Genomic DNA, 26,669 nt, shown 5'->3' on the forward strand with positions numbered 1-26,669 from the left:
TAGAAAGAGGAGTCGAGATGAAAATCATAATGGTTGCCTACATGGGAATCTATCTACTCATCACCTTGCTGGCAGCAGCTTATAGCTATCTAAAAACCAAACGCATGAATGGTCTCTGCCTTTGTTTGACCCTATTAGCTAGCGTGTTGCTACTCATCACCTTGGTATGCTACAGCCGTGGCTACCATCCTTTGCAAATGGTGGGATTTGCCCTTGGGTTTACTTTCATCTCAAGCCTCTTTCTCTATAACGGTACGAGGGAGGGAGCGGACTTTCTCTATACCTTTTTGTTCAGTGCAGGGCGCTTTTTGCTCCATTTGCAATTTTTAATTTTTCTATATATTTTTCGGTAAATAGTAGTGAAAACCTTTGCAATGTGGTATAATAAATCCATCATGATTTAATTTTAATAAGGAGTAGCTTATGGCAAAGAAAATTATAGGTATTGACCTTGGCGGCACCTCTGTTAAATTTGCGATTTTGACAGAACAAGGGGACATTCAAGAAAAGTGGTCCATTAAGACCAATATTCTTGATGAAGGTAGCCATATTGTACCAGACATTATCGACAGTATCACGCACCATTTTGAAACGCACCAACTGACAAAGGATGACTTCCTAGGAATCGGAATGGGTTCTCCAGGTGTAGTGGATAGTAAGGCGGGAACGGTTATCGGGGCTTACAACCTCAACTGGAAAACACTCCAGCCAGTCAAGGAACAGATAGAGACCGCGATTGGCCTACCATTTTTCATCGATAATGATGCCAATGTAGCAGCACTGGGAGAGCAGTGGGTTGGCGCTGGAAGTAACAACCCTGATGTTGTCTTTATGACACTTGGAACAGGGGTCGGAGGGGGAGTCATCGCAGATGGCAACCTTATCCATGGCTTTGGTGGTGCTGGTGGTGAACTCGGTCATATCACCGTTGATTTTGAAGACCCAATTACCTGTACCTGCGGGAAAAAGGGATGTTTGGAAACAGTAGCATCCGCAACGGGTATTGTGAACCTAATCCGTCGCTATGCAGATACTTATGCAGGTGATGCCGAGTTGAAAAAACGGATCGATGATGGTCAAGATGTAACCGCTAAGGATGTCTTTGACCTTGCAAAAGCAGGAGACGATCTCGCTCTGATTGTCTACCGTCATTTTTGCCGTTACTTGGGAATCGCCTGTGCCAACATTGCAGCTGTCTTGAACCCTGCCTATATCGTTCTTGGGGGAGGTGTATCAGCAGCTGGGGATTTCTTACTAGACGGTGTGAATGAAGTCTACCTCCAAAACTCCTTCCCTCAAGTGGCTCAGACCACCAAACTAGCCCTAGCGAATTTGGGAAATGATGCGGGTGTCCTTGGTGCCGCGTCCCTGGTCTTGAAATAAGAAGGCTAGCAAGACATAAAGGAAGATTAGGCGGACGATACAGGAGCCGTCATTTGCCCCGCCCTTTAGCCTGACTTCCATAAAGACACTATCATTGCTGGAAAGGTATGGTCTACCGTTGAAGGTTGGAAATGGAAGTTTTCCTTGGCAAACTCTCAGTAACCTTTAAGCAAAGTGAAAAGCTCCAATAAAAGGGAGGCTGTATCAGCTCCCTTTTTAAGTAGGACTGGGATACTGGAAAAAGACAAAAAGATAGAGAAGTGATATACTAGATGCATGACAAAAGCAGATACTATTTTTAAAGAAAATATCCGAAAAATCATGGACGAGGGAGTCTTTTCAGAAAATGCTCGACCTCGCTATAAAGATGGCAATGTCGCCAATTCTAAGTACATTACAGGGATTTTTGCCGAATACGATGTATCAAAGGGAGAATTTCCCATTACGACCCTGCGTCCAATTCCCATCAAGTCAGCCATCAAGGAAGTCTGCTGGATTTACCAAGACCAGACCAATCGCCTTGACGTTTTAAATAACAAGTACGGTGTCACCTACTGGAACGACTGGGAAGTAGGGGATACAGGGACCATTGGTGAGCGCTACGGGGCTATTGTCAAAAAACATCAGATTATCGACACTATTCTCCAGCAGTTAGCAACCAATCCCTGGAACCGTCGTAATATCATCTCCTTGTGGGATTATGAGGCTTTTGAGGAAACAGATGGACTCCTGCCCTGTGCTTTTCAGACCATGTTTGATGTACGACGGGTGGACGGTGAACTCTATCTGGATGCGACTCTTACCCAGCGTAGCAATGACATGCTAGTGGCGCACCATATCAATGCCATGCAGTACGTAGCCCTTCAGATGATGATTGCCAAGCACTTTGGCTGGAAGGTTGGAAAATTCTTTTATTTTGTCAATAATTTGCATATCTATGACAATCAGTTTGAACAGGCAGAAGAACTACTCAAGCGCACTCCGAGTGCTTGTCAGCCACGCTTAATCTTGAATGTACCAGATGGGACTAATTTCTACGCTATCAAACCAGAAGATTTTGAGCTGGTTGATTATCACCCTGTTAAGCCCCAACTGACATTTGACTTAGCGATTTAACAGGCGAGTATGGACCACGAAACATAGTCGATTAAAGGGGGCTAGGCGATGCCTAGTCTCTGCATTTTTGAGCGAATTTTGATAGAATGAAAGTCCAAAGAAAAATGAAAAGGAAGAAGCAATGACACAGAAGATTTCAGCCATTTGGGCACAGGATGAACAAGGTTTGATTGGAAAAGAAGGCGGACTTCCTTGGTCATTGAAGGCAGATTTAGAGCATTTTAAGCAGACGACAACTGGTCATGTTATGGTCATGGGACGTATTACCTTTGAGGGTATGGGAAGGCGGATTCTTCCGAATCGCACCTCCATTATCCTGACCCATGATCGCGACTACCAAGTAGAAGATGAACGTGTAATCGTTTTTTACAGCGTAGAGGAGGTATTGGCCTGGTATCACCAGCAGGATAAGGACCTCTATGTGATTGGGGGCGGACAGATATTTACAGCCTTTGAACCGTATTTAGATGAACTTGTTAAAACAGACATTCATGGTCAGTTTGAGGGAGATACCTATTTTCCTGCAGGCTTTGACTGGTCTGCATTTGAAGAAGTCAGTGCAACGAGCTACGAAAGAGATGTAGAAAATCCAGTTGCGTTCACCATCAGACGATTTGAAAGAAAAGAGAAATAATCATGCAGAAAAGTTTATTTGGCCTCTTTACGGCTATTTTGTGTGGTATCTGTGTGCTTTGCTCCATTCAGGCCTTTCATAAAAAGCGATACGGGCTAGCGCTCCTCTTTCTCTTAAATGCAGTGACCAACTTAGTTAACAGTATTCATGCCTTTTATGGTGTATTATTTTAGATAGGGATAGGAAAGAAAATCATGGCAGTACATCATCCATCAGAGCTTATTTACTGCTCGTTTTGTGGAAAAAATCAAGAAGAAGTAAAGAAAATTATCGCAGGAAATAACGTATTTATCTGTAATGAGTGTGTAGAATTAGCCCAAGAAATTATTCGTGAGGAATTGGCAGAGGAAGTCTTGACAGATTTGGCAGATACCCCTAAGCCACAGGAATTACTGACGATTTTGAACCACTATGTGATCGGCCAAGACCGGGCAAAACGGGCTTTAGCAGTAGCCGTTTACAATCACTACAAACGGATCAATTTTCAGGATAGCCAAGAAGAGACGGATGTTGAATTGCAAAAATCAAATATTCTCATGATTGGCCCAACGGGTTCAGGCAAAACCTTCCTGGCTCAGACCCTAGCCAAGAGTCTAAATGTTCCTTTTGCGATTGCGGATGCGACAGCTTTGACAGAGGCGGGATATGTAGGAGAAGATGTTGAAAATATCCTTTTAAAACTCCTCCAAGCAGCCGATTTTAATGTCGATCGTGCAGAGCGTGGGATTATCTATGTGGATGAGATTGATAAGATTGCTAAAAAAGGGGAGAATGTCTCCATTACGCGCGACGTTTCAGGGGAAGGTGTCCAGCAGGCCCTGCTCAAAATCATAGAGGGAACCATTGCTAGTGTACCACCTCAAGGAGGGCGCAAGCATCCTCAGCAGGAACTGATTCAAGTGGATACGAAAAATATCCTCTTTATCGTCGGAGGTGCCTTTGATGGCATTGAGGAAATTGTCAAACAGCGGATGGGAGAAAAAATCATCGGTTTTGGCCACAACAATCGTGCCATTGATGAGAAAGAATCCTATATGCAGCATATTATCGCAGATGACATTCAAAAATTTGGCATTATCCCAGAGTTGATCGGGCGTTTACCTGTATTTGCAGCCCTTGACCAGTTAACGACAGAGGACCTGATTCGTATATTGACAGAGCCGAAAAATGCTCTTGTCAAGCAGTATCAAACCCTGCTGTCTTACGATGGTGTCGACTTGGAGTTTGACCAAGAAGCGCTTGAAGAAATTGCAAAACGAGCGATAGAGCGGAAAACAGGTGCGCGTGGATTGCGCTCGATTATTGAAGAAACCATGCTGGATGTTATGTTTGAAATACCGAGTCAAGAGGAAGTCAAGCGCGTGCGAATTACCAAGGAGGCCGTCGCAGGTCAGGACCAACCCATCTTAGAGACGGCATAAGGAGAGCAGATGGATATCAATACACACAATGCGACTATTTTATTGAGTGCGGTTTCCAAGGCTCAGTATCCCCAGGATGATTTGCCAGAAATTGCTCTTGCAGGACGTTCAAATGTCGGTAAATCTTCTTTTATCAATACCCTACTGGGGCGGAAAAACCTTGCGAGGACTTCCAGTAAGCCAGGTAAAACCCAGCAATTAAATTTCTACAACATTGACGATAAACTTCGTTTCGTTGATGTGCCTGGTTACGGCTATGCCAAGGTTTCAAAGACGGAGCGGGCTAAATGGGGGAGAATGATAGAAGAATATCTCACCAGTCGTGAAAACCTTCGGGCTGTCGTGAGCTTGGTTGATATGCGGCATGAACCCTCAGCTGACGATGTTCAAATGTATGAGTTTTTGAAATATTATGACATTCCAGTCATCCTAGTTGCAACTAAGGCAGATAAGATTCCTCGCGGCAAGTGGAACAAGCACGAATCTATGATTAAGAAAAGATTGGAGTTTGACCCAGCTGATCAATTTGTTGTCTTTTCATCGGAAACTAGACATGGCTTTGAGCAGGCTTGGGATAGTATTTTGGACCAAATGTAGAAAATGTAGTGAAAGGCTACATTTTTTTGTTGTGAAAATTTACGGCAATACCAGTAGTTTTGATTCTTTGACATCGTTTTCTAAATCGTATAGAATAACAATGGGGGAAGCGTGTGAGGGGAAGGAGGAAAAGAACGGAGACGATACTGGTAATACAGAATCCCTCACTAACAGATGGTCTATGGTATAAATAAGAAGGAGTGTTATTATGATAAAGAAATTTCTTATTTTAGCAAGTTGGGCATTCGTAGCAGTTCTCTTTTCTGCTGGTAATATTGTTCATGCTGCAGAGTATATGACTGAGGCTCAGATAGAGGAAATCACAGAAAATCTGAGTGATGCTCAATATGTTTTACCGACTTCAGATGGTGGAGTAATCATGAATATGGATGGAAGCGATAATTTTCCAGAAATTCAATTAGCATCGTCAGAATATAAACCCATGACAGTTCCAGAATATAAAGAGTTTTTAAAAACATTTGATATCTCTAGAGAGTCTGACTTAAAACCTTCAATAGCATTTAGAGGAGCTTATGTCCCGACCGAGGTACGAACCTTGTATGCTAATCAGTCATATCTATCAAATCCTTTTTCTGCCTCTGGATGGAGGTATGGAGAATTAGTGTTTGTTCCTGCTTGGTTTACAGGAGATTACCTTTATTGGCAGGTTTTTGGAGATTCTGGGCGCGTAGATGATAGAAAAGGTAATTCAACTCCGATTGAACCAGGGCAGACATTGCCGGTTTATAGTAAATCTGGTACTTATTTTAGAACCTATAATCCTGTGAATGGTTCTAAATATCACGTATCGAATCCTGTTTAAGGAGGAGAAGGAATATGAAAATGAAATATATGATTAGATTGGCAGTTTTTGCCACAGTGACGATTCTACTAGGAGTGCTATTGCCACAACAGAGGGCTGTCGCTTCGGAGGAAAGAAAATCTGATAACCGTACGATTCAAATCTATGCTCGTCTGCTAAAAGATGCTAGCGAGGAAGAAGTGAATGACTATTTCCAACATCACGATGATGCAACGCTTATTATCGCCGATAAAAGTGGAGGCTACTTGAGTAGCCTAACCAATGATGTCAACTCTTATTCGGAAGTCCGAGATGAAAATGGAAATCTGCTGGAGCGAGTCTCCTTTGGGGATGAAACAGTAGCGGCTACTATTGCTGAGGTTAAGGAATATCTCCGAGAGCAGCGAGAAAAATAGGGCTAGAAGGGGAAACATCCCTAACCCTGTCGTAGTAGAAGGATGAAAAATGAGTAGGGAGAGGATCCGCACGGGCCCTCTCTTTTTGAGTGCCGCATTTCTTTGAGGAAATCTAGTAAAAAATATTGTAAGTTTTTAGGTAAAATCCTTGCAAATCGAAAGAAAGTATGATAGTATGAGTAAGGTTTGAAAAAACTGACCTAAGACAGTAGGGGAGTTCAACTCATAAGCATCCTACCGAGGCACAAAACGGATAGAAACGTATTTGTACTTTCGTGTCTAGGTTTGGCGCGTTTTTTTATTGAAACAAGCTCGAACCCAAAATAATAACGGAGGTAAAACACTAATGAGTGAAGCTATTATCGCTAAAAAAGCAGAATTAGTTGATCAAGTTGCTGAAAAGATGAAAGCTGCTGCATCTATCGTAGTGGTGGACGCGCGTGGGTTGACTGTTGAGCAAGATACTGTTCTTCGTCGTGATCTTCGTGGAAGCGAAGTTGAGTACAAAGTGATTAAAAACTCAATTTTGCGTCGGGCAGCTGAAAAAGCTGGTCTTGAAGAATTGGCATCAATTTTTGTGGGACCATCTGCGATTGCATTTTCAAATGAAGATGTTATTGCGCCAGCAAAAATCTTGAATGACTTTGCTAAAAATGCGGAAGCTCTTGAAATCAAAGGTGGTGCAATCGAAGGTAAAGTTTCTTCAAAAGAAGAAATCCAAGCTCTTGCGGCATTGCCAAACAGAGAAGGTATGCTTTCTATGCTCTTATCTGTACTTCAAGCGCCAGTTCGCAACGTTGCATACGCTGTCAAAGCTGTTGCAGAAAGCAAAGAAGAAGCTGCTTAAGGCAGCAACAAGTAGCCTAGGGCTACAACTATCTATTATTTATTAACAAACAAAACTATTTGGAGGAAAATACAATGGCATTGAACATTGAAAACATTATTGCTGAAATTAAAGAAGCGTCAATCCTTGAGCTTAATGATCTTGTAAAAGCGATCGAAGAAGAATTTGGTGTGACTGCAGCTGCTCCTGTAGCAGTTGCTGCAGCTGGTGCTGCTGATGCTGCTGCTACTAAAGATTCATTCGACGTTGAGTTGACTGCAGCTGGCGACAAAAAAGTTGGTGTTATCAAGGCTGTACGTGAAATCACTGGTCTTGGTCTTAAAGAAGCAAAAGAATTGGTTGACGGTGCACCTGCAGTCGTTAAAGAAGGCGTTGCAACTGCCGAAGCTGAAGAAATCAAAGCTAAATTGGAAGAAGCTGGAGCTTCAGTTACTCTTAAATAAGAGTAACACCATCATTAGATTGCGGAATCCCTATTTACCAGTCTTTGAGAGCGATAAGCGATTGATAGAAACTGATAAATTGATTTGGTTTCCTGCCAAAAATCCTGCCAAAAATTCTTTGGCAGGATTTTTGTTTTAATAAACTTTCGGGGGTAGACACTAGATTGTCTACCCCATTTTTGCGTTTTGGAGGTAATTATGCAAAAGGAAGAACAGTCATCACGTCATATCGTGAAGAGCCATATCATGACCATCATGGGAGTTGATAATCTAAAAGCAACTCAACTGGTAAATGAAATGGAACAAACAGGTTTAATCCGATTTGATGAATTCGGGAATTTTGGACTTTTAGTCTTGGAGGGACAATCATGAAACGTATTACCGCTAATCAATATCAGACATCAGAGCGTTATTATAAACTCCCTAAAATTTTGTTTGAGAGTGAACGTTATAAGGATATGAAGCTGGAAGTTAAGGTAGCCTACGCGGTTTTAAAAGATCGGTTGGAGTTGTCTTTGAGTAAAGGCTGGATTGATGAGGATGGGGCTATTTATTTGATTTATTCCAATTCAAATCTGATGGCACTATTAGGCTGTTCAAAGTCAAAACTACTCTCTATCAAGAAAACCTTACGTGAATATGGCTTAATTGATGAAGTCCAACAGTCCTCTAGTGAAAGAGGTCGAATGGCAAATAAAATTTACTTGGGGGAATTAGAACATGAACCTACCCCAGTCTTACATACAGACGGGGCTAGTGTTAAAAAAACACTAGGGGAGTCTCAAAGAAAGACGGGGCCGGTCTTATATTCAGCCCCTAGTGAGACTGAAGGAAGTGAGACTAAATATAGTGAAACTGAAGGGAGTGACTTAGTTATGAAGGACGAGGAGGAGAGGCAGCTAGTAGATGAGAAAAAAGAAGAAAACTTTACTTCAAAAGTCGATGGCGTGACCAAGTACGATCGAGACTATATTTGGGGTTTGGTTCATGACCAGTTAAGACAGACAGGTCTATCTCAGTCTGCTAGTGACTATGCCATGATTTATTTTAGTGACCGGTATCAGTATGCATTGGAACAAATGCGATTTGCTCGGTCAGCCGAAGTAATAGCTGAATACGTATTTAATGGTGTGCTGTCGGAGTGGACCAAGCAACTGAGACGACAAGAAGTAAAAGGAGGTGAATAAGATGATTTGGTGGATACTAGGTGGAATCTATCTGATTTCTATCATCATTTTGATTGTTGAAATCATCCGTGCACCAGAAATGGATGATCATATATAAGCAAGAGTTTTACAAGTGTAAGGCTCTTTTTTAGTTGGAAAGAGAGGAAAAATGAAATTTTTAGATTTATTTGCTGGGATAGGCGGTTTTAGGCTAGGGATGGAATCACAGGGTCATAAATGCCTGGGCTTTTGTGAAATTGATAAATTCGCTAGAACATCTTATAAAGCCATGTTTAACACAGAAGGGGAAATAGAATACCATGACATTAAAGAGGTCACAGACCATGACTTTAGACAATTTAGAGGGCAAGTGGACATCATCTGCGGGGGATTTCCTTGCCAAGCATTTTCACTCGCAGGCAGACGATTGGGATTTGAAGATACTCGAGGGACTCTCTTTTTTGAGATTGCTCGAGCGGCCAAACAAATCCAACCACGTTTTCTATTTTTGGAAAACGTCAAAGGCCTACTCAATCACGACGAGGGACGGACGTTCGCCACAATCCTCTCCACGCTGGATGAATTGGGGTATGATGTCGAATGGCAGGTGCTTAACAGCAAGGACTTCCAAGTCCCGCAAAACAGAGAACGGGTCTTTATTATCGGACATTCTAGAAGATACCGTTCCAGATTCATATTTCCTCTCAGAAGAGAAGACAGCCCAGCTCATCTTGAAAGGCTAGGAAATATCAATCCCTCTAAACATGGTTTGAATGGTGAAGTCTATCTGACGAGTGGACTTGCTCCTACACTAACAAGAGGTAAAGGAGAGGGTGCAAAAATCGCCATTCCAGTCTTAACACCAGATAGACTAGAAAAACGCCAACATGGTCGTCGATTTAAGGACAATCAAGACCCTATGTTTACTTTGACCAGTCAAGACAAACACGGAGTTGTTGTCGCAGGAAATCTGCCGACTAGCTTTGACCAGACCGGTAGAGTATTTGACATTTCTGGCTTGTCACCGACCTTGACCACCATGCAAGGTGGAGACAAGGTGCCAAAGATTTTGCTGAGGGAGGAGCTGCCATTTCTGAAAATCAAGGAAGCCACTAAAACAGGGTACGCAAAGGCAACTCTTGGAGACTCTGTCAATCTGGCTTATCCAGACTCAACCAAACGTAGGGGACGTGTGGGAAAGGGAATATCCAATACTCTGACGACTTCAGACAATATGGGAGTAGTAGTTGCTGCTCTGGAATATCGACAGGATAAGTGGTATGAAGTCACAGGCATTGTCTTAGAGGGGAAACTTTATCGCCTGAGAATAAGACGACTGACACCAAGAGAGTGCTTCAGACTTCAAGGCTTTCCTGATTGGGCTTATGAAAGAGCAGAGAGTGTTTCTAGTAAGAGCCAACTATACAAACAGGCCGGCAATAGCGTGACTGTCACAGTTATTGAAGCCATTGCCAGAGAATTTAGAAGAACGGAAGAGGAAGAAAAACATGAACTTACTACATAAGAAAAGTATCCTAGATTGTACTGAATTAGAAGAACGTATTCACCAAGCTGAAACCAATCAGCTATTACAAAAGATACTGTCGCTCCCCAATTTTGATTGTGACTTTGAGGTAACTTTTGAAGATGATTACCACAAAGAGATGAATGATCCCCTATTCTACGAATCCAATCTTCATCAGATTTCGGATTTTATGGAAACTAGGGATATTAAAAATGGTGTAGATACACTATTGACGAAAGACAATCACCTGGCCTTTCGTGCCTTTGGTCAAAATTATACTGCTAGAGGAAAGGATGGCATTTTAACGACTCTAGTGACGGTCAAGTGCTTTGGTGAAGGACGGATGCCCATTGATATGAGTCGCTATTTCTCAACTCCTGAACCAACAGTTGAAAATAGCCTAACCCTATAAGGAGGTGCCTATGCTTGAGGTATATCTAGGAAATAATACCAATACAAATCAAGATTTACTAACCATTTTGACGACCTATGGAGTGGCTTATCGTTGTACAAAAGCATGTGAGGTAAACCGTGAAATCATACTGTCACTCTTTGCCAAAACCACGGATTGTTTTGAGTTGCTGTCGCCACGATTTCTTCGCTTTAAAAGTCAATATTCGATAAGTTTGAATGAGATGATTCAGCTCATTCTCCAAAAGCCAGACCAAAACCTTCGTCTGCCTCTCATTGTCTGTCAGAATCACGTCTATCCAGCTATTGGGCTAGACGAAGTACGTACTTTTCTTCCCAGACAGGTAAAAGAAGAGTTGTTTCAGGCCAGTCTGATGAAACAAGTGACAGGGTAGGTGTGAAGATGAATGAACGATTTTGGGACAATTTAGAAATCATTCTGGCTGAAAAAGACCTCACTTGGGCAGAACTAGCTCGCAAAGTATTCAACGGTCAATATGTTTATCCAAGTGAATTTAATCGCCTCTATCAAAAATTACGGCATTACAAATCTAATCGTCTGATGCCACAAATAAGATGGGTTGAGCGTATTGTTCTAGTCTTAGATATTGATTATGAAGATTTATTTAAGAGGTGACAATGATAAGGATAGTGTTGTTTTATCTAGCCATACAGCTTAACGGTCTTCTGGTGAGTTTATTCCTGAAAGAGTATCTGACAATAGAGGGTATAGTCTTGCTACAATTGGTCCTATTAAGTGTGACTTGCTTAGAGATTGCCCGTCATAAAACTGTTCCATTAAAAATTGTGGGCGTACAAAATCGCCTAAGTTGGTTGCTTCTTGGCTTTGTGGCTATGGTTGCTTTTGCAGTCTTCATCAGTTTCCTATTTCCAGTTCAGACTAGGAATCAAGCAGTATTGGTACAAGTAGGAAAACAGGTTCCTCCTATTATCTTTTTATTGTTTCTGGTCAATGCAAGTATTCTTGAAGAGATTGTTTACAGGCAATTGCTGTGGGAAAAATTGACATTCCCTTTTGAACAAATAGGCGTGACCAGTTTTCTCTTTGTTCTATCCCATGGACCTAATCAATTAGGGAGTTGGCTCATCTATAGCTGTCTTGGCTTGACCTTGGCTGTTGTTCGATTGAAAACTGATTGTATGACGGCAATCGCCTTACATTTACTTTGGAATAGTTTGGCTTATGTCGTAACTTTCTTGTGATACCAAAATCAAGAGTGCTTCCGTATTATGGAAGCACCTTATGTTTGATAGGGAATCGAAAAAAGAGGAGGCCACTATGTCATCTGAACAACAAGAACGTCAAGCGATGCAATACGTAGAAAGAAGTAGTTTATTGACAGTCAGAACCCTCTTAAAACTCTTAGAATGGTCGGCTAGGCAAGCCTTAGCTCAAGATTCAGCTTATAAGATTGGGGTTCAAAAAATGGAAGAACTCCTTCAAAGTCCTTACGCCATTGAAGCGATTGATGTTAGTAAAGACATACTGGATAAGCCAATCGATGTGGAGAAATTTAAGGAGTTGATGGAGTCAGAAAAACTGCCAATCGCAATTAGTTGGCAAAAAGACTATCTCTACTTTTATGCCAAGGATAAGACCTTGCTCGATCATCACTTGGATGAATTGTTGAAGAAACTGATGTCTAATCCAGAGAAGCTAGAAGGTTTAACCTTTGATAAAACCTTGGACCAAGAGATAGAACTGGCCAAAGAGAAAATTAGAGTGACAGAACTTTCGGCAGTAAAAACCAAGGAGGTGACCTTGTAATGTATTCCAGGCAAAAAGCATTTGTCTTTGGACTCTTGGGTCTCGCCTTTGGCTATTTCTGCCATCGTCTAACCCTACTCTATGATAGTTTAACTAATGCCCCACCTATGGAACGTATTGCCTACCTCTTAGGAGAGGGGTTAAATCAGGTTTTCAATCCTTTATGGCTATTTTCCTTTACTCAAAAATCTTTTCTTGCCTTTATCCTTGGGGTTCTAATGATGACGCTAGTCTATCTTTATGTATCGACAGGACAGAAAGTCTATCGGGAAGGGGAAGAATATGGTTCTGCACGATTTGGAACCAGTAAGGAAAAGCGGAACTTTTACAGTAAGAATCCTTTCAATGACACGATTTTGGCTCGTGATGTTCGTCTAACCTTGTTGGAAAAGAAGAAACCCCAGTTTGACCGAAATAAAAATTTGATTGTCATTGGGGGTTCTGGGGCAGGTAAGACCTTTCGCTTTGTGAAACCCAACCTTATCCAACTTAACTGTTCCAATATTGTCGTAGATCCGAAAGACCATTTGGCTGAGAAGACAGGTAAACTCTTTTTAGAAAACGGTTATCAGGTTAAGGTTTTAGACTTGGTTAATATGACCAATTCAGACGGTTTTAATCCCTTTCGTTATGTAGAAACAGAGAATGATTTGAACCGTATGTTAACGGTCTATTTTAATAATACCAAAGGAAATGGTTCTCGCAGTGATCCGTTTTGGGATGAGGCTTCCATGACATTGGTGAGAGCTATTGCCTCTTACTTGGTGGATTTTTACAATCCTCCAGGAAGTTCTAAGCAAGAGCAGGAAGCAAGACGTAAGCGTGGCCGTTATCCAGCCTTTTCTGAGATTGGGAAACTCATCAAACTCTTATCAAAGGGAGACAATCAGGACAAAAGTATACTTGAAGTCCTGTTTGAAGACTATGCTAAGAAATATGGTCATGAGAACTTTACCATGAGAAACTGGGCAGATTTTCAAAACTATAAGGATAAGACCTTGGATTCGGTGATTGCGGTCACAACAGCTAAATTTGCCCTCTTTAATATTCAATCGGTGATTGATTTGACGCAAAGAGACACTATGGATTTGAAAACGTGGGGCACTCAAAAGACCATGGTCTATCTTGTTATTCCAGACAATGATACGACCTTTCGTTTCCTATCTGCTTTATTTTTCTCTACGGTTTTCTCCACTTTGACCAGACAGGCTGATGTTGACTTTAAAGGGCAACTGCCTATTCATGTTAGAAGCTATCTGGATGAGTTTGCGAATGTCGGAGAAATCCCAGACTTCGCTGAACAAACCTCAACAGTCCGCTCTAGGAATATGAGTCTTGTGCCTATTCTCCAAAATATCGCTCAACTCCAAGGACTTTATAAGGAAAAAGAAGCTTGGAAAACCATTTTGGGGAACTGTGACAGCCTCCTCTATCTGGGTGGAAATGACGAAGAAACTTTCAAATTCATGAGTGGTCTATTAGGCAAACAAACCATTGATGTCAGAAATATCAGTCGTTCTTTTGGGCAGACTGGCTCAAGTTCTACCTCTCACCAGAAAATTGCCCGTGACTTGATGACGGCTGATGAAGTCGGTAATATGAAACGAGATGAGTGTCTTGTACGCATTGCAGGAGTGCCAGTATTTAGATCAAAGAAATATTTTCCACTCAAACATAAGAATTGGAAATGGCTTGCGGATAAGGAATCTGATGAACGCTGGTGGCACTATCACATCGATCCCCTAACCGCTGAGGAAGAAGTAGATTTGTCAGGCCATAAAATAAGGGATCTAAGCACAGAAACAAAACTACATTAATAGAAATGAGGAATGATATGAATCAAAAACTAACAGGCTTTGTTTACGGAGTGGACGCCAGCTCCATGTTCTCCCAAGCTATGTCTCTATTACAAAAAGGCTTAATTGCAGTAGGAGCCTTTCTTGTTGTTATGGGCATTATCAACCTTTCGACCAACATTAAAGATGGTGGTCCAGGTGTCCGAAATGCCATTCTAGAAATTGTTGGTGGGGTCATGGTGGGAGCCGCAGGTGCTTTTGTGACACAGATTACTATTTAGAGGAGGTCAGAACATGACATGATGATGAATTTTACGTCACCTTTTGTATTTCTAGCCTCTGAAAAAGTATCTAGCGAAAGCTTTTTTGAAGGGTTCCAAGTTGATTTAGAATCAACGGCCAACTTGGTTAAGTCACTAGCGGACTTTAATCCGACGGTGTGGTCTTACATGACAGCCATTACCAAGGGGATTATGCAGCCCTTGGGAGTAGCTATTCTTGCGGTTGTTCTCGTACTCGAATTTTCAAAAATGGCCAAGAAAATCGCAAACTCAGGTGGTGCGATGACCTTTGAAGCCATAGCACCTATGATTGTCAGCTACATCATGGTCGCGGTCGTGATTACCAATACGACGGTTATTGTGGAAGCCATTATTGCCCTTGCCTCTTATGTTATTGAACAAGTGGCAGGGCTTGTCACAAATGGTGGTACTAATTACGATACCATCTCAGGCATCAAGGGATCTGGAATTGTAGAAAAAATGATTATTGGCTTTTTTGCGATTCTCATTTGGTTGGTACGAATGGCCAGTATCATGGTTGTCAATATCTTGATTACCATTCGCTTTATCCAACTCTATCTGATGATACCTTTTGCCCCTGTTACCATTCCGACCTTCCTTAGTGATGACTGGAGAAGTGTTGGGATTGGCTACCTTAAGAACGTCATGGTCTATGCCGTGCAAGGTATTTTGATTTTTCTAATTGTATCTCTTGTTCCCTTGTTTGAATCGGCTGGAAAGATTGCCGTATCAAATGGAGCTGGAGTAATGGAATCACTCGCCATTATGTTTGGTGGCTTGGTACAGGCCATCTTGTTAATCATTGCCTTAGTTGGCAGTCAACGAACCGCCCGAAGTATTTTGGGGATGTAGGAGGAAGGGAGTCATTATCTCGCCTCCTATTTTTATAGCTTACTTAGATTGGAGAACATTTATGAACACACGTGTCTTTAAGGACATCTCAAAGGTTCAACACAGGGCATGGCTGGGATTTACAACTAGACAGGTTATTTTTGTATTTCCTTCCGTCGCCATAACCATTTTGGTATTGGGCTTGAACCTATTTTACTGGCAATTTGGAGATTGGTTTGTCTATGGTTTTGTTTTTAGCTTTACCATTCCACTCATGTTATTTGGGGTCTATCGCCCTAATGATTTACCATTTGAAACCTACCTCAAGTATCGATTTCATTATGAACTAACAGTACCAGATCGTACATTTACTGGAAGAAAAGGAGATCAACGTGAAAAAATTAAAACACTCAATGAAACCAAAGACCTCTTCAAATGACAAAAAGCAAAAGACGAAAACACAGAAGCAGGAGATCAAACCTTCTACCGTAAATACGTTAGCCTATCAAGGACTTTTTCAAAATGGACTCATGCAGGTCAGTCCAAGTTATTTCTCACAAACCTATCTCTTAGGAGATGTCAATTATCAAACAGTTGGCTTAGATGATAAAGGAGCTATTGTGGAGAAATATTCCGATTTAATCAATTCACTGGATGATCAGACCAATTTCCAACTGACCATTTTCAATCAAAAGGTCAATTTGGAAAAATTCCGTAAGAGTATTCTCTATCCCTTGCAGGAAGATGGGTTTGATGCTTATCGTGATGAATTAAATCGCATGATGAATGCCAACTTAGAGGCGGGCGAGAACAACTTTTCGGCTGTAAAGTTTCTTTCATTTGGCAAGAGCGACCAAACACCAAAACTAGCTTTTCGTTCTCTGTCGCAAATTGGGGAATATTTCAAGAGTGGCTTTTCAGAGATTGATGTGTCTCTTGGTCTGCTTGGTGGAGAGGAGCGAGTGAATGTCCTTGCGGATATGTTGCGAGGTGAAAATCATTTACCGTTCTCTTACAAGGATTTGACCCTCTCAGGTCAATCCACCAAACACTTTATTGCCCCAACCTACCTTTCCTTTAAACACAAGAATCATATTGAATTGGACGATAGATTATTACAGATTGTCTATGTTCGTGATTACGGTATGGAGCTAGGGGATAAATTTATTCGTGACCTCATGCAGTCAGATTTGGAAGTGATGATTAGCCTACATGCTAAAGGCTCTACCAAGTCTGAAACCATGACCAAGCTGCGAACCAAGAAGACCTTGATGGAATCACAAAAGATTGGGGAACAACAAAAGATGGCTCGGACTGGCATCTATTTGGAGAAGGTCGGTCATGTTCTTGAAAACAATATCGATGAAGCAGAAGCTCTTCTTCAAACCATGACCCAAACAGGAGATAAACTGTTTGACACCGTATTTCTAATTGGTGTGCTGGCGGATACTGAAGACCAACTCAAACAATCTCTTGATATTATCAAGCAAGTGGCAGGGTCTAATGATATGATTATCGATAACTTGACCTACATGCAAGAAGCTGCCTTTAATAGTCTCTTGCCATTTGGGAAGAACTATCTTGAAGGTGTCTCTCGGTCTCTATTGACGTCAAATATTGCCGTGAATGCACCTTGGACTTCCGTTGATATTCAGGACAAGGGTGGGAAATTTTATGGCATCAATCAAATCTCAAGTAATATCATCAGTATTGACCGTGGCAAGTTAAATACTCCGTCAGGGTTGATTTTAGGGACTTCTGGAGCTGGCAAAGGGATGGCGACAAAACATGAAATCATCTCTACTAAGCTCAAGGAAGTAGATAGTGATACTGAAATTATTATTGTTGACCCAGAAAATGAGTACAGTATTATCGGTCAAGCCTTTGGTGGGGAGAGTATTGATATTGCCCCAGATTCCACTACCTTCTTAAACGTCCTCGATCTATCCGATGAGAATATGGATGAGGATCCAGTCAAGGTCAAGTCCGAATTTCTCTTATCTTGGATTGGAAAGCTCTTGGACCGCAAGATGGATGGTCGTGAGAAGTCCTTGATTGACCGTGTGACACGACTCACCTATAAGCATTTTGACACACCGTCCTTGGCCGAATGGGTCTTTGTCTTATCTCAACAACCTGAACAGGAAGCTAAGGACTTGGCACTGGATATGGAACTCTATGTGGAAGGGTCGCTGGACATGTTTTCACATCGGACCAATATTAAAACAGACAGTCATTTCCTGATTTACAATGTCAAAAAGTTAGGCGATGAATTAAAACAGATTGCCCTCATGGTTATCTTTGACCAGATTTGGAATCGTGTGGTGAAAAATCAAAAACTAGGGAAGAAGACCTGGATTTACTTTGATGAAATGCAGCTTCTTTTATTGGACAAATATGCCTCTGATTTCTTCTTTAAACTCTGGAGTCGTGTCCGTAAGTATGGGGCGATACCAACTGGCATTACTCAAAATGTGGAGACGCTCCTTCTGGATGCCAATGGTAGACGCATTATCGCTAATAGCGAGTTTATGATTCTATTAAAACAGGCTAAGAGCGATCGCGAAGAATTGGTGCACATGCTTGGACTTTCCAAGGAATTGGAGAAATACTTGGTCAATCCTGAAAAAGGGGCTGGCCTAATCAAGGCCGGTTCCACTGTTGTCCCATTCAAGAATAAGATTCCACAACACACTGAGCTCTTTGATATCATGAGTACGGACCCTGAAAAAATGAGGACATGAGATGAAAGAGGATAAAAAGCTAGTCAAACAAGCCAGACAAAATTTTCGAAGCAACTTAAAATCAGCCCGTATACATTATCGGAAAGAAGTTAGAGCCTTAAAACAGACTGTTCCTAAAATAGGACGATTTCGAAAACCAGCCAAAAATTCTCTTTTTCAGGAAAAGAAAACATTGTTAAAAGAAAATCTACTCAGTAGCCAAAAGGAAGCAGAAGAGAAGTTCCTAAAGGAAATTACCTATGTGTCTCCTAGACTGTTGAAGGTAAAGGAAATCAAGAACTACCGACTTCCGCAAGCTCAAGAGCGTTTGCGGACGGCAAGAAAACATTTGTCAGAAGTGAAACTAAGTGAAAAGTCAAAATCGGTTAATCCCAAGTTTACTTTCCAAAAAGAAGATCCTTCCGTGAAGTCTCGCTTTCAATTTCACCAAGAAAAGTCATTTGATCGACTAAGTGCTGAAAAAGAAGTCAGTTCTGCCAAACGTGAGGTCAAACAACTCAAGAAAGTCCAAAAGTCTAAGAAAAACTCTACCAAAGTCAAAGTTGGATTAGGCTTAGCTGTATCTGAATCGCTTGACCTGGTAGCACAGGATGATGATTTAGATGGGCTAAGAACCTTAAAGGATACTAGCTTGAAAGCCAGACGCTATGGCAGGTTTACCTATCAAGCAGGTAAAGTGGCGGTGAAAAGTGGTCAGACTGGTGTGCGTTTTACAAAGACGAAAGTGGCTCATGGAAAGGAACGATTCCAGAACTTCAAAAAGGGAAAAGGATTCACACGCCAGAAACCTCTTAAACCACAAAGACGCTTCCAAACCTTTTTAAAGCATGCCAAAAAGCACAGTCTAGCAGGAGTTAAGGAGGGTGTCCAAGCCATTAAGGGAAGTCTGACCTTCTTTTCTGCAATTGCGGGAAATCCTTTGACTTGGATTGTCTCAGGCATTCTCTTGATACTCCTTTTGATGATGAGCTTTTTCATGAGTGTCTCAGGTAGCAGTGTCATTCAACAAGATGAGATGGAGTTGACCAAGGCCTATACCCACATGACGTGGGAAGATGCGGAACATACGAGAATCAACGAAAAAGGGATCGCCTACTACACCAAAATTGATGAGGTCATGGTTTACATGAATCATCAATACCAAGACTATAAGCTTGACGATTTCATGGAAACAGGTGGTGCGACTTATAAAGCATTTCTCAGTCAAGTGTGGACAGACTTAAACGGTGGTGATTCTATTAAATCCATGTCTGACTTGTATAAAGAACCTGCTTACAAGCTGTCTGATGAGGACCAGGAAGAACTAAAGGAGTTGACCGAAGAAGGCAACTATTTAGCCCTTCAAGAATTGGACAATCCCTTTCAGGGACAGACTGATGAAGATAGTTTAAGTATGTTATACCGATATGGTTATGAGATCATTGATGAGAAACCAACGCTTCATCACCATATTATCTTAGAAGCCAAAGAAGGCCAAGTTATTGTGGCTCCAATGGATGGCAAGGTATCTCTTGATGGAGAGACCGTTATTCTGACATCTGGTAAGGGAGTGAATAAGACTAAACTAACCTTGTTTGGCATTCATTCAGGTCGAGTGAGTGAAAATCAACAAGTCTTGGCAGGAGACATTATTGGTCAAACCAAAGACGGAACGGGTCTAAAAGTCACCTATCAGAAGGTTGATGATGACACGGATAAATTGGTCTATGTCAATCCTGCCTTTTACTTTCCAAAAGTGAATCAGGTTCAGACCACCATTCTTCCAACTATCGGTCAGTTTGGCGGCGATGAGTTCGAGAGAGCCAAGGCGATTTATAACTATCTCAAAAGTAAAGGTGCGACCAATCAAGCTATCGCAGCCATTTTAGGAAATTGGTCGGTAGAATCTTCCATTAATCCGAAGCGTGCAGAGGGCGACTATCTATCTCCACCTATTGGTGCGACAGACAGTTCGTGGGATGATGAGGGTTGGCTTTCACTTAATGGTCCAACAATATACAATGGACGTTACCCTAATATCCTCAAACGTGGTTTAGGATTAGGCCAGTGGACAGACACTGCAGATGGGTCACGCAGACATACCTTATTGCTAGAATATGCCAAAGGAAAACATCAGAAGTGGTATGATTTGGGGTTACAACTGGACTTCATGTTGCATGGGGATAGTCCTTACTACACAAGTTGGTTGAAAGAGTTCTTTAACAATTCAGGAAGTCCAGCCAGTCTTGCCCAACTCTTTCTGATTTACTGGGAAGGTAACTCAGGAGATAAGCTATTAGAGCGACAAACAAGAGCGACTGAGTGGTTCTATCAAATTGAAAAGGGCTTCAGTCAGCCAAATGGTGGAACGGCACAAAGTGATCCAAAAGCACTTGAAGCTGTCCGAGGAGACCTCTTTGAGAACTCTATTCCAGGAGGTGGTGACGGTATGGGTTATGCTTACGGTCAATGTACGTGGGGAGTCGCAGCCCGTATCAACCAACTGGGGCTGAAACTCAAAGGCCGAAATGGTGAGAAGATTTCAATCATCAGCACCATGGGTAATGGCCAAGACTGGGTGCGTACAGCAGCAAGCCTCGGTGGTGAAACAGGCACGACTCCGAAAGCAGGAGCTATACTCTCCTTTGCGGGTGGAGGCCATGGTACACTAGCAGAATACGGACACGTGGCTTTCGTGGAAAAAGTCTACCCAGATGGCTCCTTCCTTATCTCAGAAACCAACTACAACGGTAATCCAAACTATACCTTCCGAAAATTATCTGGAGTGGATAGTAGCTTGAGTTTTGCTTATACGACGAAGTCATAACCACCCGTGAAAACGGGTGGCTTGTACACCGGCTATAAGCCGTTTCTCTCCAGCGACGTCTAAAGACGTTCGCTGAACTTCGTTCAGGTTAGTGCTATAATTACTTGACTAATGCCCGTAACAACGGGCTTTTATCTCGTTCTAAAACTGCCATCTGAAAATGGATCTTCATACTCTTTGACACTCAATTTATCAAGTGCAATGTCATTTTTCTCCTGCTCGCGAATATATTTCGCAACTATCTTTTCGTTCAGCCCAACGGTACTAACATAGTAGCCTCTAGCCCAAAACTTTCGATTTCCATACTTATATTTCAAATTAGCGTGTTTATCAAATATCATTAGAGCACTTTTACTTTTCAAATATCCCATAAAATCGGAAATCGAAAGTTTTGGGGGTATCAAGACAAGCATATGAACATGGTCTGGCATCATGTGTCCCTCAATGATTTCCACGCCTTTGTATCAACATAGATGACGGAAAATATCAATTAAGTCCTGCCTTATTTTGTAGTAAATGGATTTTCTACGGTACTTAGGTGTGAAAACTATGTGATATTTGCACATCTATTTGGTATGTGATAAACTGTAACTGGTTTTAGCCATTTCTTTTTCCTCCTTTATCTAACCTGAACAATTAGATTATATCAGGAAAAAGAAATGGAAGCTCAAAGCCTTGTCAACCACCAGCTATGCTGGTGGTTTTCTTGTTTTTCTCTACGAGAAAAACTGGCTCGAAGCCATAATAGAAAAAGGATATGCTAACAAAATGTATAAATGTTAGCATATCCTTTTTAATTTTTGGGTTACTATTAATCAGAATTTATAGAAATGAGAACTGCTATGAGACGAATCATCTCATCAAGAACATCTGCAAGGGAAATTCCCTTTGTATAGCTATATTTTTTCGAATAATTTTGCCATTGTTTATTCTGAATAGGGTCAGATTTGAACCTCTCGAGTAGTGCAATAATCTTTTCAAAATCGAGATCTGTTCCGCGATATGAAAATGTTCTCTGACAGGCATTATTCAACTGAATGAAGTCAATGTCTTCTTTCTTTAGTTTTGATAGAATATAAACATCATAAAAATCTTTGCTTCTGCTGTTCAAGAAGTTACGTGAATAGATGGTTTGAAGTTTCTCAGCTAGAATTGTTTCAATTGTATAAGCAATGATTGGAAAATTGTCTTCATCAAAAATAGCTTTATAGTCGTATGTAATCGGCTGAGGAGTTACAACATCACCTGTCGCAATATCCAAATGGATAACTTGTTTAATATTCTCAAGTTGACACAAAATTGTTGCTCGATAGCCACCATAGTCATCACTTTCTTTAATAGCTGTGATGGATTGAATCACAAAAGATATACCCTCTTCTGAATCTGCTAAAATTTCCTTGAGTTGCTGCTCCACAGTATCTTCTGAGAGTGTTATTTGATGGAACAAAAAATCAATATCAACCGTGCTACGAGATTCAACTCCAATAACATTTGACAGTAGGAATCCTCCTTTGAAGATATAGTGATTTGAATAGGTACTCTGACTTAATTTTTTCAAAATCACTTCTAGAAAGTAATAGGTCATCACGGAATTAAAGGTTAATCCAGTATTCTTAGATATTTTATGACAGAGTGCTGTTAGCTTAGCTTTATTCATACTAGGACCTCCAGAGTTTGTTTGACCTTGTCCAAGATGTTCATTTTTGTCGCATATTCATAGAGTTTTGTAAGATTTTTTTTAGGATAGTTTCCGTAAAGTTGAAGTGTTTTGACAAAAAGCTCAGTATCTATTTTTTCTCGATGAATCACAAAATCACAGATAATACGTTCGAAATCATAGACTCTTACCTCGTTTCCCATAGGGGTTTTTACAAGAGTAATTCCTAATTCACTATATTCCTTAGAAACGGAATGAATGTTCAGATTAGCTGGAGGAGTATTAAAACGGTAGCCTCTAGGAATGGTTACGTCAAAATATTGAGGAATTTCATCTGTAAAATGTTGCAGGTAAAGCGCTGAGATATAAGAGAAAACAGCCTTGGGATATCGGTACTGAAAGAAGAAGTATTCGTCGTAGTCTCCATTCTGGGTTAGGAAAATTCCTTTTTCGACGCGGTATATAATTCCTTCTTTTTCTAGTCTTGTCAAATATATTGTTGGAATATTTAGAGCTTTACAATCTTTATAGGTGATAATGCCATTGTGGTTTTCTATAAATTCAAGTAGAATCTCTTTTTTTGACATGCTTACTCCTTTCGATGTTGCTTTTACACTACAATTTTACAACATTCGTAGTGTAAAAGCAACATTTTCTATTCCCTGAACTTATTGTGATAACAAAATCAAGCCTTCTTTTTTATGATGAGGAAAGAGTGACAGTTTGTTGCTATAGAAAAAAGAAAAGAAGGACAATTTATGACCAAAACATGTAATCATCACTTTCTTGTCAATCAGGAAAAAGGCGAGAAACACGTCTTTCGCAAGAGTAAAAAATATCGAACGTTATGTTCGGTTGCCCTTGGAACAATGGTGACCGCTGTTGTTGCTTGGGGAGGAACGGTTGCACATGCTGATGAAGTTACAACATCAGTTGACACCACTATTCAACGAACGGAAAATCCAGCCACGAATTTACCAGAAGCACAGCCAAACCCTGTATCTGAACAAACTGAAAGTTTAGGATCAACTGGTCAATCCAATGGAGCGATTGCTATCACCGTACCACATGATACGGTAACACAAGCAGTTGAAGAAGCAAAGGCTGAAGGTGTTTCTACAGTTGAAGATAGTCCAATGGATTTGGGAAATACAAGCTCTGCGTCAGAGACCAACCAACAAATTTCAAAAGCAGAAGCAGAGGCCCAAAACCAAGTTGAGGTTATCAATGAAGTTACTGAAACCTACAAAGCTGACAAAGCAGCTTATGAGGATGAAAAAGTCCGAATTGAACAAGAAAATAAGGAGCTGACACAGGCCTATGAAGGGGCCAACCAAACTGGGAAAGAGACAAATGCTTGGGTTGATACCAAAGTTAATGACCTAAAATCTCAGTATGCCTATGCTGATGTGACAGTAAACGAACAAGTAGTTTCATCAGGAAACGGGACATCTGTTCTTGACTATACAAACTTTGGCAAGGCTGTTGAAACCATTCAATCTACTAACGAACAAGCTTTAGCGGATTATCTTACAAAGAAAACCAAGGCAGATGATATTGTTGCGAAAAATCAGGTCATTCAAAAAGAAAATGAAGCTGGACTTGCTAAGGCAAAGGCAGATAACGAAGCCATTGAAGAGCGTAATCGGGCAGGTCAAGCAGCTGTAGATGCTGAAAACCGTGCAGGTCAAGCTGCGGTGGATCAAGCTAATCAGGAGAAACAACAATTAGTTTCAAATCGAGCAGCTGAGATTGAAGCCATCACTAAACGTAATCAGGAAAAAGAAGCCGCAGCCAGAAAAGAAAATGAAGCGATTGATGTCTACAATGCCAAAGAAATGGAACGCTATCAACGTGACTTGGCCGAGATTTCAAAAGGTGAAGAAGGTTATATTTCTGAAGCCCTTGCTCAAGCTCTCAATCTCAATAACGGTGAACCCCAAGCACAACATGGGGCCATTACCCGAAATCCTGATCAGATTATTTCAACTGGCGATGCCATGCTTGGGGGCTACTCAAGAATTTTGGATTCAACAGGATTCTTTGTCTATGATAGCTTCAAAACAGGTGAGACCCTAAGCTTTAACTATCAAAATCTTCAACATGCACGATTTGATGGGAAAAAGATTAGTCGTGTGACTTACGATATTACCAACCTTGTATCACCAGCTGGAACCGATGCCGTGAAATTGGTTGTGCCAAATGATCCAACTGAAGGTTTTATCGCCTACCGAAATGACGGAAACGGTGACTGGCGAACGGATAAGATGGAGTTTCGTGTAGTTGCTAAGTATTTTTTGGAAGACGGCTCACAAGTTACCTTCTCCAAAGAAAAACCAGGTGTCTTCACACATTCTTCCCTCAATCATAATGACATTGGTCTAGAATATGTTAAAGATTCATCTGGGAAATTTGTGCCAATTAATGGCTCAACCGTTCAAGTGACTAATGAAGGCTTAGCACGTTCTTTGGGTTCCAACCGTGCAAGTGATTTGAATTTATCTGAGGAATGGGATACCACCTCAAGTCGTTATGCTTATAAAGGAGCTATTGTCTCAACGGTCACATCAGGCAATACCTATACAGTAACCTTTGGCCAAGGCGATATGCCACAGAATGTTGGCTTGTCTTACTGGTTTGCCTTAAACACCCTACCAGTGGCACGTACAGTAACACCTTATAGTCCCAAACCTCATGTAACGGTGGATCTTGAACCCGTTCCAGAACCGATTACGGTAACACCAGATGTCTTTATTCCTAAAACATTTACACCAGAAAAGCCTGTAAACTTCACGCCAAAGCCTTTGGAAGAAGTGGTGCAGCCTAGTCTACCTTTGACCAAGGTAACCTTACCTGTTAAACCTATTCCAAAAGAACTTCCAACGCCACCACAAGTTCCGACTGTCCATTATCATGCGTATCATTTGACGACAACTCCAGAGATTATGAAAGAAGTGGTCAATAGTGACCAAGCTAATCTTCATGAGAAAACTGTCGCGAAAGATTCAACGGTGATTTATCCCTTAACAGTTGATGCCTTATCGTCCAATCGTGCTCAAACGACTAGTCTCATTTTTGAGGACTACTTGCCTGCTGGTTACCTATTTGATAAGGAAACAACACAAAAAGAGAATGGAAACTATGTCCTTAGCTTTGATGAGACTAAGAATTTTGTGACCTTGACCGCAAAGGAAAACTTGTTGCAGGAGGTGAATAAAGATTTAACCAAGGTTTATCAATTGACCGCCCCAAAACTCTATGGTTCTGTTCAAAATGATGGGGCAACCTATTCTAATAGCTACAAACTCCTTTTGAACAAGGGCACAACCAATGCTTATACAGTTACTTCTAATATTGTGACGGTTCGTACACCAGGTGATGTAGAGACAACTACACTTATTACACCTGACAAGAACAATGAAAATGCGGATGGTGTTCTCATTAACGATACGGTCGTAGCTCTTGGTACAACCAACCAATACCGATTGACTTGGGATTTGGACCAGTATAAGGGAGATCGTTCTGCTAAAGAGACAATTGCACGAGGCTTCTTCTTTGTGGACGATTACCCAGAGGAAGTGCTTGATGTGGTGGAAAATGGCACGGCAGTTACTACCCTTGATGGTCAGAAGGTATCTGGCATAACGGTTAAAATTTATGCTTCGTTAAATAATGCCCCTAAAGACCTTCAAGATAAATTAGCTCGTGCTAAGATTGCACCGACTGGTGCCTTTCAAGTCTTTATGCCCGATGACAACCAAGTCTTTTATGACCAGTATGTCAAAACAGGTACATCCCTGGCTCTTTTGACCAAAATGACGGTTAAAGATAGTCTCTATGGTCAAAAAAAGACCTATACAAACAAGGCCTACCAAGTTGATTTCGGCAATGGTGCGACACGTTTCTCTATAAGTGCGTAGCACGAAAAGAGAGGATTCACGATACAGTGAATAACAACTAATAATTCGACAGTTGGAATGAAA

At 41.2% G+C, this 26,669-nt stretch carries 27 protein-coding genes, 2 pseudogenes and 1 other annotated feature; of the genes and pseudogenes, 26 read left to right on the top strand and 3 right to left on the bottom strand.

What is annotated here, in order from left to right; translation table 11 throughout:
- Positions 1–17 precede the first annotated feature (17 nt).
- The 25 genes from BVE84_RS04190 (at position 18) to BVE84_RS04300 (ending at position 21,029) form a co-directional block, all read left to right on the top strand.
- A complete protein-coding gene (locus BVE84_RS04190; RefSeq protein WP_076995834.1) occupies positions 18–353 on the top strand; it encodes a hypothetical protein in 336 nt (111 codons plus the stop codon).
- Positions 354–423: 70 nt separating this feature from the next.
- On the top strand, positions 424–1,383 hold the full coding sequence (locus BVE84_RS04195; protein WP_076995835.1) for an ROK family glucokinase: 960 nt from the start codon (positions 424–426) through the stop codon (positions 1,381–1,383).
- Positions 1,384–1,659: 276 nt separating this feature from the next.
- Complete coding sequence (locus BVE84_RS04200) at positions 1,660–2,499, top strand: thymidylate synthase (protein WP_076995836.1); 840 nt, start codon at positions 1,660–1,662, stop codon at positions 2,497–2,499.
- 121 nt (positions 2,500–2,620) lie between these two features.
- Positions 2,621–3,133 carry a dihydrofolate reductase gene (locus BVE84_RS04205; RefSeq protein ID WP_076995837.1) on the top strand — a complete coding sequence of 171 codons (513 nt, stop codon included), beginning with the start codon at positions 2,621–2,623 and terminating at the stop codon, positions 3,131–3,133.
- A 2-nt stretch (positions 3,134–3,135) separates the two neighbouring features.
- Complete coding sequence (locus BVE84_RS10685) at positions 3,136–3,306, top strand: hypothetical protein (RefSeq protein ID WP_135017430.1); 171 nt, start codon at positions 3,136–3,138, stop codon at positions 3,304–3,306.
- A gap of 21 nt (positions 3,307–3,327) precedes the next feature.
- Positions 3,328–4,554 (top strand): ATP-dependent Clp protease ATP-binding subunit ClpX, encoded by a 1,227-nt coding sequence (clpX, locus tag BVE84_RS04210; RefSeq protein ID WP_076995838.1) that lies wholly within the window; start codon positions 3,328–3,330, stop codon positions 4,552–4,554.
- Between the two features lie 9 nt (positions 4,555–4,563).
- On the top strand, positions 4,564–5,151 hold the full coding sequence (gene yihA, locus BVE84_RS04215; RefSeq protein ID WP_076995839.1) for a ribosome biogenesis GTP-binding protein YihA/YsxC: 588 nt from the start codon (positions 4,564–4,566) through the stop codon (positions 5,149–5,151).
- Between the two features lie 208 nt (positions 5,152–5,359).
- Positions 5,360–5,974 (top strand): hypothetical protein, encoded by a 615-nt coding sequence (locus BVE84_RS04220; RefSeq protein ID WP_076995840.1) that lies wholly within the window; start codon positions 5,360–5,362, stop codon positions 5,972–5,974.
- Positions 5,975–5,988: 14 nt separating this feature from the next.
- Positions 5,989–6,369, top strand: a complete 381-nt coding sequence (locus BVE84_RS04225; RefSeq protein WP_076995841.1) for a hypothetical protein — start codon at positions 5,989–5,991, stop codon at positions 6,367–6,369.
- A 181-nt stretch (positions 6,370–6,550) separates the two neighbouring features.
- Positions 6,551–6,678 (top strand) — a sequence feature (ribosomal protein L10 leader region).
- A gap of 37 nt (positions 6,679–6,715) precedes the next feature.
- Positions 6,716–7,216 (top strand): 50S ribosomal protein L10, encoded by a 501-nt coding sequence (rplJ, locus tag BVE84_RS04230; RefSeq protein WP_076995842.1) that lies wholly within the window; start codon positions 6,716–6,718, stop codon positions 7,214–7,216.
- Between the two features lie 74 nt (positions 7,217–7,290).
- Complete coding sequence (rplL, locus tag BVE84_RS04235) at positions 7,291–7,659, top strand: 50S ribosomal protein L7/L12 (protein ID WP_076995843.1); 369 nt, start codon at positions 7,291–7,293, stop codon at positions 7,657–7,659.
- A 198-nt stretch (positions 7,660–7,857) separates the two neighbouring features.
- A complete protein-coding gene (locus BVE84_RS10690; RefSeq protein WP_001168336.1) occupies positions 7,858–8,031 on the top strand; it encodes a hypothetical protein in 174 nt (57 codons plus the stop codon).
- Positions 8,028–8,846, top strand: a complete 819-nt coding sequence (locus BVE84_RS04240; RefSeq protein WP_000822785.1) for a replication initiator protein A — start codon at positions 8,028–8,030, stop codon at positions 8,844–8,846. The genes BVE84_RS10690 and BVE84_RS04240 overlap by 4 nt, the downstream gene beginning before the upstream one ends.
- Before the next feature lie 148 nt (positions 8,847–8,994).
- Positions 8,995–10,350: a DNA (cytosine-5-)-methyltransferase gene (gene dcm / locus BVE84_RS04245; RefSeq protein WP_000670052.1), complete on the top strand. Its 1,356-nt coding sequence runs from the start codon at positions 8,995–8,997 to the stop codon at positions 10,348–10,350.
- Positions 10,334–10,762, top strand: a complete 429-nt coding sequence (locus tag BVE84_RS04250) for a hypothetical protein (protein ID WP_076995844.1) — start codon at positions 10,334–10,336, stop codon at positions 10,760–10,762. The genes dcm and BVE84_RS04250 overlap by 17 nt, the downstream gene beginning before the upstream one ends.
- A gap of 10 nt (positions 10,763–10,772) precedes the next feature.
- Positions 10,773–11,156 (top strand): thioredoxin domain-containing protein, encoded by a 384-nt coding sequence (locus tag BVE84_RS04255; protein ID WP_000895333.1) that lies wholly within the window; start codon positions 10,773–10,775, stop codon positions 11,154–11,156.
- A gap of 8 nt (positions 11,157–11,164) precedes the next feature.
- Positions 11,165–11,398 carry a hypothetical protein gene (locus tag BVE84_RS04260; RefSeq protein WP_001005707.1) on the top strand — a complete coding sequence of 78 codons (234 nt, stop codon included), beginning with the start codon at positions 11,165–11,167 and terminating at the stop codon, positions 11,396–11,398.
- Positions 11,399–11,400: 2 nt separating this feature from the next.
- Positions 11,401–11,985 (top strand): CPBP family intramembrane glutamic endopeptidase, encoded by a 585-nt coding sequence (locus BVE84_RS04265; protein ID WP_000619432.1) that lies wholly within the window; start codon positions 11,401–11,403, stop codon positions 11,983–11,985.
- A 76-nt stretch (positions 11,986–12,061) separates the two neighbouring features.
- Positions 12,062–12,550, top strand: a complete 489-nt coding sequence (locus tag BVE84_RS04270) for a hypothetical protein (RefSeq protein ID WP_000093699.1) — start codon at positions 12,062–12,064, stop codon at positions 12,548–12,550.
- Positions 12,550–14,367 (top strand): VirD4-like conjugal transfer protein, CD1115 family, encoded by a 1,818-nt coding sequence (locus BVE84_RS04275; RefSeq protein ID WP_076995845.1) that lies wholly within the window; start codon positions 12,550–12,552, stop codon positions 14,365–14,367. Before BVE84_RS04270 ends, BVE84_RS04275 begins: the two co-directional genes overlap by 1 nt.
- A gap of 17 nt (positions 14,368–14,384) precedes the next feature.
- Positions 14,385–14,627, top strand: a complete 243-nt coding sequence (locus BVE84_RS04280) for a hypothetical protein (RefSeq protein ID WP_001072182.1) — start codon at positions 14,385–14,387, stop codon at positions 14,625–14,627.
- Positions 14,628–14,645: 18 nt separating this feature from the next.
- Positions 14,646–15,500: a VirB6/TrbL-like conjugal transfer protein, CD1112 family gene (locus BVE84_RS04285; protein ID WP_135017431.1), complete on the top strand. Its 855-nt coding sequence runs from the start codon at positions 14,646–14,648 to the stop codon at positions 15,498–15,500.
- Between the two features lie 61 nt (positions 15,501–15,561).
- Positions 15,562–15,918, top strand: coding sequence for a PrgI family protein (locus tag BVE84_RS04290; RefSeq protein ID WP_076995846.1), 357 nt, complete (start codon positions 15,562–15,564; stop codon positions 15,916–15,918).
- A complete protein-coding gene (locus BVE84_RS04295; protein WP_076995847.1) occupies positions 15,872–18,223 on the top strand; it encodes a VirB4-like conjugal transfer ATPase, CD1110 family in 2,352 nt (783 codons plus the stop codon). The genes BVE84_RS04290 and BVE84_RS04295 overlap by 47 nt, the downstream gene beginning before the upstream one ends.
- 1 nt (position 18,224) lies before the next feature.
- Entirely contained in the window at positions 18,225–21,029 is a 2,805-nt protein-coding gene (locus BVE84_RS04300; RefSeq protein WP_076995848.1) for a phage tail tip lysozyme, read from the top strand.
- Positions 21,030–21,160: 131 nt separating this feature from the next.
- Here the strand turns inward: BVE84_RS04300 and tnpA are convergent.
- The 3 genes and pseudogenes from tnpA to BVE84_RS04315 all read right to left on the bottom strand — a co-directional run bounded on the left by tnpA (position 21,161) and on the right by BVE84_RS04315 (position 23,273).
- A pseudogene (tnpA, locus tag BVE84_RS04305) lies at positions 21,161–21,595 on the bottom strand (IS200/IS605 family transposase).
- Positions 21,596–21,840: 245 nt separating this feature from the next.
- The gene (locus BVE84_RS04310) at positions 21,841–22,686 is read right to left on the bottom strand and encodes a nucleotidyl transferase AbiEii/AbiGii toxin family protein (protein WP_076995849.1); all 846 of its coding nucleotides are present in this window, start codon (positions 22,684–22,686) and stop codon (positions 21,841–21,843) included.
- A complete protein-coding gene (locus tag BVE84_RS04315; protein ID WP_076995850.1) occupies positions 22,683–23,273 on the bottom strand; it encodes a type IV toxin-antitoxin system AbiEi family antitoxin domain-containing protein in 591 nt (196 codons plus the stop codon). Before BVE84_RS04315 ends, BVE84_RS04310 begins: the two co-directional genes overlap by 4 nt.
- 171 nt (positions 23,274–23,444) lie before the next feature.
- Between BVE84_RS04315 and BVE84_RS04320 the strand changes: the two are divergent.
- Positions 23,445–26,579: pseudogene (locus tag BVE84_RS04320) on the top strand (SspB-related isopeptide-forming adhesin); the annotation flags it as partial.
- Positions 26,580–26,669 lie beyond the last annotated feature (90 nt).

This window comes from Streptococcus azizii (assembly GCF_001984715.1).
Classification (GTDB): Bacteria; Bacillota; Bacilli; order Lactobacillales; family Streptococcaceae; genus Streptococcus; species Streptococcus azizii.

Excerpts from the sequence above, each read along its gene's own strand:
- BVE84_RS04190 (WP_076995834.1), top strand. The coding sequence starts at position 18 with ATGAAAATCATAATGGTTGCCTACATGGGAATCTATCTACTCATCACC.
- dcm (WP_000670052.1), top strand. The coding sequence starts at position 8,995 with ATGAAATTTTTAGATTTATTTGCTGGGATAGGCGGTTTTAGGCTAGGG.
- yihA (WP_076995839.1), top strand. The coding sequence starts at position 4,564 with ATGGATATCAATACACACAATGCGACTATTTTATTGAGTGCGGTTTCC.
- BVE84_RS04265 (WP_000619432.1), top strand. The coding sequence starts at position 11,401 with ATGATAAGGATAGTGTTGTTTTATCTAGCCATACAGCTTAACGGTCTT.
- BVE84_RS04250 (WP_076995844.1), top strand. The coding sequence starts at position 10,334 with ATGAACTTACTACATAAGAAAAGTATCCTAGATTGTACTGAATTAGAA.
- BVE84_RS04220 (WP_076995840.1), top strand. The coding sequence starts at position 5,360 with ATGATAAAGAAATTTCTTATTTTAGCAAGTTGGGCATTCGTAGCAGTT.
- BVE84_RS04275 (WP_076995845.1), top strand. The coding sequence starts at position 12,550 with ATGTATTCCAGGCAAAAAGCATTTGTCTTTGGACTCTTGGGTCTCGCC.
- rplL (WP_076995843.1), top strand. The coding sequence starts at position 7,291 with ATGGCATTGAACATTGAAAACATTATTGCTGAAATTAAAGAAGCGTCA.
- BVE84_RS04195 (WP_076995835.1), top strand. The coding sequence starts at position 424 with ATGGCAAAGAAAATTATAGGTATTGACCTTGGCGGCACCTCTGTTAAA.
- BVE84_RS04240 (WP_000822785.1), top strand. The coding sequence starts at position 8,028 with ATGAAACGTATTACCGCTAATCAATATCAGACATCAGAGCGTTATTAT.
- BVE84_RS04205 (WP_076995837.1), top strand. The coding sequence starts at position 2,621 with ATGACACAGAAGATTTCAGCCATTTGGGCACAGGATGAACAAGGTTTG.
- rplJ (WP_076995842.1), top strand. The coding sequence starts at position 6,716 with ATGAGTGAAGCTATTATCGCTAAAAAAGCAGAATTAGTTGATCAAGTT.
- BVE84_RS10690 (WP_001168336.1), top strand. The coding sequence starts at position 7,858 with ATGCAAAAGGAAGAACAGTCATCACGTCATATCGTGAAGAGCCATATC.
- BVE84_RS04310 (WP_076995849.1), bottom strand. The coding sequence starts at position 22,686 with ATGAATAAAGCTAAGCTAACAGCACTCTGTCATAAAATATCTAAGAAT.
- BVE84_RS04270 (WP_000093699.1), top strand. The coding sequence starts at position 12,062 with ATGTCATCTGAACAACAAGAACGTCAAGCGATGCAATACGTAGAAAGA.
- BVE84_RS04315 (WP_076995850.1), bottom strand. The coding sequence starts at position 23,273 with ATGTCAAAAAAAGAGATTCTACTTGAATTTATAGAAAACCACAATGGC.
- BVE84_RS04255 (WP_000895333.1), top strand. The coding sequence starts at position 10,773 with ATGCTTGAGGTATATCTAGGAAATAATACCAATACAAATCAAGATTTA.
- BVE84_RS04285 (WP_135017431.1), top strand. The coding sequence starts at position 14,646 with ATGATGATGAATTTTACGTCACCTTTTGTATTTCTAGCCTCTGAAAAA.
- BVE84_RS04200 (WP_076995836.1), top strand. The coding sequence starts at position 1,660 with ATGACAAAAGCAGATACTATTTTTAAAGAAAATATCCGAAAAATCATG.
- BVE84_RS04300 (WP_076995848.1), top strand. The coding sequence starts at position 18,225 with ATGAAAGAGGATAAAAAGCTAGTCAAACAAGCCAGACAAAATTTTCGA.
- BVE84_RS04225 (WP_076995841.1), top strand. The coding sequence starts at position 5,989 with ATGAAAATGAAATATATGATTAGATTGGCAGTTTTTGCCACAGTGACG.
- BVE84_RS10685 (WP_135017430.1), top strand. The coding sequence starts at position 3,136 with ATGCAGAAAAGTTTATTTGGCCTCTTTACGGCTATTTTGTGTGGTATC.
- BVE84_RS04290 (WP_076995846.1), top strand. The coding sequence starts at position 15,562 with ATGAACACACGTGTCTTTAAGGACATCTCAAAGGTTCAACACAGGGCA.
- clpX (WP_076995838.1), top strand. The coding sequence starts at position 3,328 with ATGGCAGTACATCATCCATCAGAGCTTATTTACTGCTCGTTTTGTGGA.
- BVE84_RS04260 (WP_001005707.1), top strand. The coding sequence starts at position 11,165 with ATGAATGAACGATTTTGGGACAATTTAGAAATCATTCTGGCTGAAAAA.
- BVE84_RS04280 (WP_001072182.1), top strand. The coding sequence starts at position 14,385 with ATGAATCAAAAACTAACAGGCTTTGTTTACGGAGTGGACGCCAGCTCC.